General features: G+C 50.5%; 11 protein-coding genes. 3 read left to right on the plus strand and 8 right to left on the minus strand.

Features of this window, described 5'->3' with window-relative positions:
• Window positions 1-293, plus strand: a 293-nt coding sequence (locus TMES_RS23220) for a hypothetical protein (RefSeq protein WP_211275989.1), incomplete at its 5' end; no start/stop codon positions are given.
• A gap of 507 nt (window positions 294-800) precedes the next feature.
• On the opposite strand, the gene TMES_RS21710 is transcribed toward TMES_RS23220, so the two are convergent.
• Window positions 801-1,712 carry a DUF6685 family protein gene (locus TMES_RS21710; RefSeq protein ID WP_085586547.1) on the minus strand — a complete coding sequence of 304 codons (912 nt, stop codon included), beginning with the start codon at window positions 1,710-1,712 and terminating at the stop codon, window positions 801-803.
• A 524-nt stretch (window positions 1,713-2,236) separates the two neighbouring features.
• On the opposite strand from TMES_RS21710, the gene TMES_RS21715 reads away from it, so the two are divergent.
• Both TMES_RS21715 and TMES_RS21720 read left to right on the plus strand, forming a co-directional pair.
• Entirely contained in the window at window positions 2,237-2,572 is a 336-nt protein-coding gene (locus TMES_RS21715; RefSeq protein WP_085586548.1) for a TraK family protein, read from the plus strand.
• Window positions 2,573-2,769: 197 nt separating this feature from the next.
• Window positions 2,770-4,392 (plus strand): recombinase family protein, encoded by a 1,623-nt coding sequence (locus TMES_RS21720; RefSeq protein ID WP_158091293.1) that lies wholly within the window; start codon window positions 2,770-2,772, stop codon window positions 4,390-4,392.
• A gap of 29 nt (window positions 4,393-4,421) precedes the next feature.
• On the opposite strand, the gene TMES_RS21725 is transcribed toward TMES_RS21720, so the two are convergent.
• From TMES_RS21725 to TMES_RS21755, 7 genes are all read right to left on the minus strand, one after another.
• Complete coding sequence (locus tag TMES_RS21725) at window positions 4,422-4,739, minus strand: type II toxin-antitoxin system RelE/ParE family toxin (protein WP_085586552.1); 318 nt, start codon at window positions 4,737-4,739, stop codon at window positions 4,422-4,424.
• Window positions 4,736-4,987 (minus strand): antitoxin, encoded by a 252-nt coding sequence (locus TMES_RS21730; protein WP_085586554.1) that lies wholly within the window; start codon window positions 4,985-4,987, stop codon window positions 4,736-4,738. Before TMES_RS21730 ends, TMES_RS21725 begins: the two co-directional genes overlap by 4 nt.
• A 141-nt stretch (window positions 4,988-5,128) precedes the next feature.
• Window positions 5,129-5,722, minus strand: a complete 594-nt coding sequence (locus tag TMES_RS21735) for a hypothetical protein (protein WP_085586556.1) — start codon at window positions 5,720-5,722, stop codon at window positions 5,129-5,131.
• A 377-nt stretch (window positions 5,723-6,099) separates the two neighbouring features.
• A complete protein-coding gene (locus TMES_RS21740; RefSeq protein WP_085586557.1) occupies window positions 6,100-7,146 on the minus strand; it encodes a hypothetical protein in 1,047 nt (348 codons plus the stop codon).
• Between the two features lie 165 nt (window positions 7,147-7,311).
• Window positions 7,312-8,055, minus strand: a complete 744-nt coding sequence (locus TMES_RS21745) for a SprT-like domain-containing protein (protein ID WP_085586559.1) — start codon at window positions 8,053-8,055, stop codon at window positions 7,312-7,314.
• Window positions 8,056-8,058: 3 nt separating this feature from the next.
• The gene (locus tag TMES_RS21750) at window positions 8,059-8,598 is read right to left on the minus strand and encodes a hypothetical protein (RefSeq protein WP_085586561.1); all 540 of its coding nucleotides are present in this window, start codon (window positions 8,596-8,598) and stop codon (window positions 8,059-8,061) included.
• Window positions 8,591-9,559: a helix-turn-helix domain-containing protein gene (locus TMES_RS21755; protein WP_158091294.1), complete on the minus strand. Its 969-nt coding sequence runs from the start codon at window positions 9,557-9,559 to the stop codon at window positions 8,591-8,593. The genes TMES_RS21750 and TMES_RS21755 overlap by 8 nt, the downstream gene beginning before the upstream one ends.
• Window positions 9,560-9,946: the final 387 nt, after the last annotated feature.

Here is a 9,946-nt window from a genome sequence, read left to right on the forward strand (position 1 = left end):
AAATAGGTGGGCCGCTCGCACCGCTTACCTATCTCTTATTAAACTTTGAGAATGTCTATATTGGTACTGTTGATGCCGTTGGTGGAGGCTTCCCCCCCATCGCTTACATAAGGGTTACGTCCGAACCACCTTTCTTGGCTGGTGATTCTTGCCGGCGACGGCAAGCTCGTTCTTCCGGCAGCACAAAGGTTTCAACGGGCGCTGTCGATGGTCAGTTTGCGGCAATAGAACTGGAAAAAATCCCCGATATTCCGGCGATGACGGTTTTCTTAAGATCGTTTGTAAGCCAGTAACATTGTGAATTCCCTCAGCAACAAAACCTTGTCGGATTGCAGAGATCCAACTACCTGAAGTAGATGCAAAAGTTGTTACAAAACTACAATATGAATATGCACTCAACTATATCCAGCGTGTTGGCGCAAGTGTCTCAAGAATTGGCTTGGGTTACATTGCCTACTCCAAAACTGAAATAAGTTAGTTTGTCTCTGAAGGATGATCTATTCTGCACAAATGTATTCGAAATTTGGTTAGGGTCTGGACTCAATTGATCCAACATCTGATTGCGAAGATCCTGACCAGATTGAAGAAGTTTTCTGCACACTTTTCGTATCGGATGGTCAACCGTGATCGCCCATTATTTGTCGCTCAAGTCAAATCGTGTCATGTGATAACTCCCTTTGCCAAAGGATGAATCACATTTCCACTATAAATTTCAAGCGTTCCAATTAGGTTCAGATCCTAGTCTATTCTTCCATGACGAATACAAAGCATGAAACAAAACCACTTTAGTGAAGAACAGATCATGAGGAAGCCTCTCGCCTCGGCATAGGTTTCCCTTTGTACTCCGGCAAACGATAACGCTCGAACTCATTGTGCCGATGCCCAGGTATGAACTCAGGAGCGCCATTTTTCAGATAAGAACTAAATTCAAATGCGTCCCTAAAAAACATATTAAACTTGTGAAAAAATTTATGCTTTTTATCTACGACCAAAGAATAAAATTCATATCCTTTGTCATGCCACTTGTTTCTGTAGCCAACAAAACTGCATCCGGCCCGACGTGCCAGTTCTCTAGCCTCAGCGAAAACCTCAAATGGGAGCTCTCCAGAAAATATCCAACACGCATTGCTGCGAAAGCCGTTTTTAAAGTGATCAGAAAATGCGTACATTTTTTCTTCGCAATTCATCATACGAGATTGATTGCGTTCTCGTTCCAAAAACCAAAGCGATGCAAGTTTATGGCTGCTCCCCGAGTTACCGATCCAACATCGACCGTTCCACTCTTGGCGCAGTAGGAATACTGGCTGGTCCAAAGTAGGCAGTGCGCCGACATTTTCACCTTCAATACGTGCAACTAGAGATGATGTGTCATAGTTATGAGCCTTAATCATATCTCGGATCGAGCTTGTCTGAGCCATCAAATGAAAGTCCAGGACAACACATTTAGATGCAACCACACCATAAACATCCTGAAGGTTATATTGGAGAAACCGTCTCTCGGCACCTTCTACTATTGCATCTTTAAAATGTGATCGCAAAGGATCTCCGGCGACATAAAGCCTGTTGCACAGGTGACCAATTGCATATGCCTCTATTCCATTTCGTCGTACCAGAAATTCATCAATTGAGCCACTGATGGTTTGACCATCAAGCATATCCAACAAGCATTTCTCAGGAACAACTCGCTTTCTTAGAGCCTTTATAAATCCCATTGGCGCACTTCCCCCTCCACAGAACAAATCAACTAACTTCGATAGGCATAGACATCTTTTAGATGCACCCAATGTAACTGATTGCCGCCGCCCCTAAACACTCTTGTCATCCGTTGAGCACGACTTGTCGTGCGAATAAGTCCTGATCATCACAAATGATCGTTAGGTGATATCACCTAACCTATCCTGCCCAGACCAACGGCGTGGAAGAATGCAGACAAATGTTGAAACTCGTGGAAAGTTCTCAAAATCGTAAATATCAATAAAATCATTTAGAAACATGAATTTAAACTCTTAATATTAGAAACCACAGGTCGCATTAAGGCTGAACATGCAGAAAATCGCGAACACTTACGGATTTATGCAGAAAAACATAGAATATACAATATTAACAGTGCACTACGAACACTCAAACACCCTCAAAACGCGGCTCACTGACCAGAAAAATAGACACTTGCAGAAACTTGTAGTAAAATAGGAAAACACGTGGAATATATTTTTATATCAATGTGATAGGTTACATCATGCTGGAATGGGGAATTGGCCGGGTTGAAGCCCTGGCTGTACAAAGCGAGATTTTAACCCTGCTTGATCAAGGGTACCCGGTGAGCCGGATTTATCGGGATATGAAAAAGTCGGGTCAGATCACAATGGGCCGCGCCGCGTTCTATCAGCATGTATCAAAAATCAAACGGGATCGCCTTAAAACCGATGCCCCGACAACATCCAAACGTCGGCCTGCCTCAAAACCCAAAACACAGGCGATAACCACATCAACCGGATCTGCCGGGTCACGTATTGATGGCCGATTTGATCTGATCAAAAAGACCGATGAAGAGATGTGGGGCGGTAACTTCTGACCGAATGAAAGCCGGTTCAGCCCTCGCGAACAATCCCCTGCAAACACGATCAAGTTATTGAAGTGTATAAATATCATGATCGCGTTTTTCGCAGAACCCTATCCGTTTTGCAGGTTGCACTGCCCCCATTCATGTGAATGATTAACTGCTTGTCGCTCGTTTGTTTGATAAATTCCAAGAGCAATAGGCCAGAATACGTGAGAGTTGCCATTTATGCCCGTCACTCGACGGATCGCCAGGCTACCAGCAGCCATGACCAGATTACGCGGTGCGAAGCCTATTGTTTGGCAAAGAACTATCAGATCACCGACATTTATTACGACGAAGCCTTTTCCGGCGCGATCATGGAAAACCGGCCCGGCATTGCCAGCCTGCTTATGGCGGCATTCGACAACCGGTTTGACCGCATCATTTGCGAAGATCTCTCGCGCATCAGCCGCGACCAGGCGGACATCGCCAATTTCTTCAAGAAAATGGTTTTTGTCGGCGTTGAGGTTGAAACCATCAGCGAAGGCGTGATTAACGAGCTGCATATCGGCCTGAAAGGCACGATGAATGCGCTGTATCTCAAGGACCTGTCGGATAAGACCCATCGTGGCATGGTCGCCGCCGTATTGCGCGGCAGCGTACCCGGGGGCCGCACCTATGGTTACGAAATCGTCCGGGGGCTGGACGAAAAGGGTGAGCTATTGCATGGCAAACGCAAGATCGTTCCAGACGAGGCCGAAACCATCCGCAAGATCTTTACGCTCTATCAAAGTGGCGAAAAACTGCGCCATATCTGCAATACGCTGGACCGGATGGGTATTGCAGCCCCCTCTGGCGGAAAATGGGCACCCACCACACTGGTTGGCACACGGGTGCGCAAAACCGGCCTTTTGCGCAACACACTTTATCGCGGCATTGTCACCTTTAACCGGATGCAATATCGCAAGAACCCGGAAACCGGCAAAAAACTCTCGGTGATGCGCCCGGAAAGCGAATGGATCCGTGTGCCAATCCCCGAATTGCAAATTATCGATGATGCCACGTTCGATGCCGTCCAGGCCCTGCTTGATGAACGGTCCAGCAAGGCAAATGAATATCGTGAGACGGTCAAACTGCGTGATCCGGTTGAAACCGAGGCCATTGCCAAATCGCGCATCCGCGACTGGCGGGAACGACAAATCAAAACCGGTGGCAAAGTATTTGCCCTGTTTGCCGGTCGCCTCAAATGCGCCCATCACAACATTCGCATGGGGGCACACTGGGCGGACCGCTACGCCTGCAAGCATCATCAATGTGCCAATCGGGCCGTCCGCTATGCTGACCTGATGGAAGCGGTGCTGGCCGCAACCCTGCAGCTCAAGCCCGAAGACATTGCCGCCTATTATCAAAGCGACAAAATAGAGCGCAAACGCCAGCGTCATGTCGGGCGGCTCGAAAAGTCACAACAGAAACTTGAGGAATTGCGCAATCGGGCCGAACATGCCCTGAGCACTTTTGGCGTTGGCAGCGATACAAGCGAACTCAAAGCCTGGTTCGAGGACAATACCGAACAAATGCGCCTCACCCGCCTTGACATTGACCGGGAGAAACGCGCTCTGGCGAAACTTTCTCCCCCTGCCAACATTCGGGAAATCCATGCGCGCTTCGCCAAGAACATCGAAAAACTGCGGGTCTGGAGCCGCGACCCCGAAGCTGTCACCCGATTGCGCAATACAATGAAAAGCTACATCATCACCGCCCATTGGGACCCGGACGGCAAACGCTGGTATCGGACCTGCGAGATCGAATACGACTTTCCGGCAATGGTGCGCATTCTCGGCCAGAAAAAGTAAACCGGCAAAATTTTGCCGGTTATCCTGCCCTACACGTCCATACTCATTCTGTCGGTCAGCCGTGTCATGATATCCATACGCTCATGAAAAATGGCAACAATCAGGGACAGCTCATTTTCACGGGGCAAACAGAAAATATAATGGCGTTCGCAACGGACCATTCGCAAACCGGGGAAAAGGTCGCTCATCTCTTTAAACGAACCCTGCCCGGCGGCAAGAGCAACAATTGCCTGCTCCAGTCGTGCCATATAGCGGCGGACCTGTGCAGCCCCCCATTCCCTGCCTGTATAGCGGATGATGCCGCGTAAATCAGCTTCGGCCGCCGTCGTAAGGATATAGCCCGTCACCCCTGCCTCTCGGCCAGTTCTTCATCGACAATCTCGCCGATACTTTTGGCCGAAACCTTCCCGGAAAGCCCGTCATTGATACGGTTTTCCAGAAGGGCTTTCAGGTCATGCCAGGCTTTATCAGCCTCGACATTCTCGGGAAACAAACGTTCCAGCGCATATTGTTTAATGGTCTTGCCCTGTAAGGCGGCCATCGCCTTCAGGCTTTTGTGCTGCTGATCAGTGATGTCAATTGTCAGACGGCTCATAAGATTTTCTCCACAAAACGACACAAACCCACATTAGCACATTTGTGGACCCAAGGCTATTCATTCGCCCTACCGCGCCAGAACGACAATCCCCGCTTTAGCGGGGGACCGCCGTTCTGTGCGACGAAACACGAAGGGCGGTTAAAACTGAAACCCGATTTGCCCGGTTTCATCCGTCTCGGTGAGACCCCCCTGAAAGTCGCTGCTGGAAATCTGAACAAAATCCGGCATCCGCTCCAACCGGCCCTGACGACATTTCGGATCAATATTCGTCATCTTCCCGACTTTGGCATATTGGTAAAAAATGATGGCGGCGGCCTCATTCACGCTCATGGGCGGCCATTCTGCATAAAAATGCGACTGGAACCCCGTTTCGGAAATAAACGGCAGGTCAAGGTCAATGGCGTTAAATTCAAACCGGCTGCATATATCAAGCGGACAGGTAAAATCTACCAGCACCCGGCCATAATCCGTTTCCAGCACAAACAACCCGTTCTGGCCCCAATGCGGAATATCGCCATCTTTGGCGGCGAGTGCTGCTGTCATCACCGTTCCTGCCCCGTTCGGGGCAAAGGTGCCAAATTCGCCCTTTGCGCCATTGGCTAACACAACCAGAGCCCCGAAATCCTGTGCAGCCTTTTGCGCGGCATCACTCTCATTTGCCCGGATGGCGGCATCGAATTGACGGGCAATCTGTTTGGCTGCCTGAATATCGCGATCTGTTACCGTATGCATCTTGGGTATCCCTTTCCTGAATGACAACCGAAGGACCGGTCTGGCCGGTTCAACTTCTTCCCGTCGTCAAAAAAGGGTGAATGCCGTCAAGCAGAATATGGGATGTTCAGGCCGTCAAGGCCCGAACCGGGACCCTGATTCTGCTTTACGGCAGAGGGCGAAGCCCTGACTGCGACAATTCTTTATGTTCAAGATAGAGATTAAGGGTATGCGTCACCACCCGACCAACTTTTTTCTTTATAGGGACCTAAAATGCTCATTTCCCAAGGCGCTTAGGAATCGCAGCAACCCTGTTTCTTAATAGACGCCTTTCGCACCAGGAATTCGGCTTATCAGCGCTGTGTTCATAGTAACTACGGTCCAGAAGCTCCGTTTAATCACCTTTCTGCATCGTGGGTCTTAATCCCGTTTTCCTGTATCCAATCCGCTATATTCATCCGATAGAACTCGCATCCCCAACCGACCGTACTTTCTATCCTTTTTAGCGTCTCACACGATAGATCAACTACGATAACTTTAGCGCGACCGGTCGCGGTTTCACGCTGACCATCTTTTTTAAGCGCTCCGTGTTCCTGATTATAGAAGCCACAACGAAGCACGAATCTCGCGTGAAAATCTGCCTCTGCAAGAGAAAAACCTAGGAAGCGAACCTCAGTTGCAATGCTGAGCTGACGCACGGTTTCTTGCCAAAGCTTTTGGAAGAGTGGTTCATCGAACTGCTTCGTGTACACGGGCGGAACGATAAGCGGCATATACCGCCGCCCTTTTTTTGAACGTACGCCGCGAAGAGGACGAAATCCAAACACCTCAGCCTCACCAGTCCCGCCCAAACTAAATTTCTTGTCATTTTTGATAGGGGAGGCGGCGCTGCTTCTATACCAATTCAGAGATCCGTGTGGCTTAATAAGGTGCGGCCCCTTCTTACGGCGATCCAGGCCATAACTACCCTTGTCGAGAGCAGCTCCGAAGAGGAGTTGATCAAGGATCAAGTCCCAATTGAAAGAAATGATCGTAGCTTCTTCTTCTTTTATTGCATTGACCAAATCATGCAGCCACGCTGGCTTCGATTTCAACGCTGTCTTCTTCAAATCGTGAAACCAAATAGCCATCTCCTGCAGCAAATTTCCTCGGCAATCATCTAGCTGCTCGCTGCTAAAATTTCCGGTAGCCGGGCGCGTCGACTGAAATAGCTCCGCATTTACCTTCATTTCTGAAAGAAGCTGCTCTATTGTTGGGTAGGTATCACATATATTAGCATTGAAATTGGGATGGTGAAATCGAATGACGTTGGCAATCTCTGTGTCGATGCCAACATTTTCAAGCCTGCCCCACAGTCTTGGGAGAAGGTTGCGAATGGTTGGAAAGTTAAGGCCCGCTGAAAGACCTGCACCCACAACATAGACTACTTTCTTTTTCTGTTCCAACTGGTTACAGCCTTTAAGATATCAATTCAACTTAACTGTATCAATTTTGTCAGCATCCGTCTTTATCAATAAATCGACAAGATAGACGGGAGATGAATCTTGCTCGAAATCAATATCCTTTAGATGACAAAATTGCATAAACTACCGTAAGGTAAGCAGCCCTATTTAACTTTGAGCACCAACAGGCTGCATCCCTGCCGCTTCACAGGCCTCCTCGCCGCATAACAGCTTCATGCCCGGCTTTCCCCAAACCTGTGCCGCACATGAAGGACAGCGATATTTGACACGATGGGAACGGTTTTCCGCCTGAACCGGTGCAACCCGTGCCAATGCCGCCGCGCTGGCCGAGCCTCCTGTCAAGGCTGCTGCCAGCGCCTGGCTCGGCTCCTGCGGCGGAAAACGGTCCAGCCAGGACAAAGTAAATTCCCGAGTCATCAGGTCGCGACATGCACGGTCAAACGGCCCGTCCTCCAGGATGTAATGGGTCATTTGCTCGCCCAAGCGCCGTCCGCCCGGCTTTCCTGTGTTGCTTGGCATCAGGCCAATCACTTCCATACGGTCGGCCCATTCCCGGTTGTGATAGGCACGCCTGCCGGGATCACCGAAGTGATACTGCCAGAGATGTACCATCTCATGAACCAGCGTAGAGAGCGTTTGCGGAACCGTTCGCACCACGAACCAGGACGGGTTCAGCGCAATCTCGTCTATGCACTCACCCGTTTCACTACTGACAAACCGCTCGGACGAAAAATAGCCATAGGTATTCTTCTTCCGCTGCAAGGTGATCAGACAGGCTGGCAGCTTGCCCTCAAACAGACCTTCATTGAAATGGCTGAAAGCCTTTTGCAGTTCGCCATAAAATTCGACACTGGGCAGGGCTTCGGCCACTTTGTGGATTGCACAATCCATTTTTCAGCCCTCCCATGCCGGAAACAGCCGCTGTGCCCGATCCAGAAACTGCACCTCGGCCTTTTGCGGGCTCCAGGGCAGCACATATTCCGGCAAAGGTGCGACCGAACGCGGCACAAAGCCGCGCACCAGGTTCCGGTCAACCGCATCGCGATATTCCGTCACCTGCAAACGCTGGTCGATGTCGGCAACTTCCGCCACCACATCGACGGGCCACGGCCAATTCAGCCCGGCAAGTTCCGAGTAAAACTTGCGGATCGGCAAAACGATTTCGTCTTCAAACCTCTCCCATATCCCCAGTTGCCGCATTCGCAGCTTCACAGGCGTGAGCAAATCGCCGGTTTCATCTTCCTCGATGTCATGGATCAGGGCATAGGGCGCGGCCCGACGCGAAACGTTATCGCACGCCATCACACAATGCTGGGCAACAGACACATCACAGGCCCCGTTCCAACGCCGTAAATGTGCCAGGCCCCGTGCTTTACGGGCGAATAAAAGCTGGCAGTAGGAAGAGTGTTTAACGGCAAGAGCATTATCACGCATGACCACTCTCCTGCTGTTCGATGGCGCGCAAATTGTGGCGTACGGTATCGCGCAAACGGGCCGATTTGAGCATGGCATAGAGATAGCCCGCCGGATCACGCACGCCCTGCCGGTCAACCGCCACCATCACGGCGGCCAGCGCCGCCCAGCCATGTTTGGCCAAAGCCACCTGCCAGACATTGGGCCGTAATTTGATCTGGCGGGAAAGCGCTGATTTAACAGCCGCCGTAACCGCCTGAATGGAGGCAGAACACGGTTCCGGTCCCATCAGGTCACACAATTCGGCTGCCGTAAGCTGCTTTTGCAAAGTCAGCGAGGCCTGAACCATCAAAAACAGGATCTCACTGTCCACATCAATGTCGGTAATTGTCGGGCACGATCTCTGCCCGGGCGTTGCCTGCGAAGCCCCACTTTGTACAAGGTTCGTAGAACCGGGATTTATCTTGTAGGATTTAAGGGGGACAGAAATGTCCACCACCCCGGACTCTATTGCCCCGTCATCTGACTGTTTCACCATCGTCAGATCATCGCGTTCAGCCTTCGCCTGTTCGCGGGCGGACTCTATCTTCTGTTCGATAAATTCTGCCGCCTGGTGCAACTCATGCAGCCTTGCTGCGACCGGACGCAAGTCAATCCCGGCATTGCCGTCCGAACGCCGGTTCGAGGCTGAATAACGCCGAACAATCCAGTGATTAGCCTCCAGCAAAGCCAAAGCCCGCCGGATTGAGCGTTCATTCTTACCAGTCAATTCCGCCAACCGCCGATTACCCGGCCAGACCATCAAACGGCCACTGCGCCAGGCCCGCACATCATAGACATGCTCAATCAGCAGAATAAGAACCCGAACGGAAAGATCGGTCAAACAGGGAGATAAGCAGGAAATCGCCCGGCTCACCAAGCCAACGACCGACGCTGTGGTCACATCGTTACAGCCGGTAAAACCGTCACATAAGGCGAGCAAATCGCCATAACTTTCCGTCCGTCGGGCAAGTCCCGGGACGGATTTGAGCCCCGAAGGGCAGACAAAAGAGTCGTGCAGATTCATATTTTTGTCGGCACAGGCCGGTTATTTGCTTTTGTTCTTGACAAAGCAATCCCGTCGCCTAAACTGATCCCATCATTCACGAGGGCAGTTTAAGCCTTTTCAAAGACCCGTTGGTTGCAGCCGACGGGTTTTTTGCATTTATAAGCTATTGAAAAGTCAGGAAATAAATAGCCTCGTAAGCGCCGCCTCCTCTTAAAGGCGATGCCCGAATGCAATTTTCTCTTGTCCCGAGAATCCTTGGAGTCTATATCTAAGACTTGCCAAGTGAGAGAGAAGTGGTTGCGGGGGCCAGATTTGAACTGA

The sequence above is a fragment of the Thalassospira mesophila genome (assembly GCF_002115755.1).
Classification (GTDB): domain Bacteria; phylum Pseudomonadota; class Alphaproteobacteria; order Rhodospirillales; family Thalassospiraceae; genus Thalassospira; species Thalassospira mesophila.

Coding starts and splice junctions, on each gene's coding strand:
- TMES_RS21710 (WP_085586547.1), bottom strand. CDS start 1,712: ATGGGATTTATAAAGGCTCTAAGAAAGCGAGTTGTTCCTGAGAAATGC.
- TMES_RS21715 (WP_085586548.1), top strand. CDS start 2,237: ATGCTGGAATGGGGAATTGGCCGGGTTGAAGCCCTGGCTGTACAAAGC.
- TMES_RS21730 (WP_085586554.1), bottom strand. CDS start 4,987: ATGAGCCGTCTGACAATTGACATCACTGATCAGCAGCACAAAAGCCTG.
- TMES_RS21735 (WP_085586556.1), bottom strand. CDS start 5,722: ATGCATACGGTAACAGATCGCGATATTCAGGCAGCCAAACAGATTGCC.
- TMES_RS21745 (WP_085586559.1), bottom strand. CDS start 8,055: ATGGATTGTGCAATCCACAAAGTGGCCGAAGCCCTGCCCAGTGTCGAA.
- TMES_RS21750 (WP_085586561.1), bottom strand. CDS start 8,598: ATGCGTGATAATGCTCTTGCCGTTAAACACTCTTCCTACTGCCAGCTT.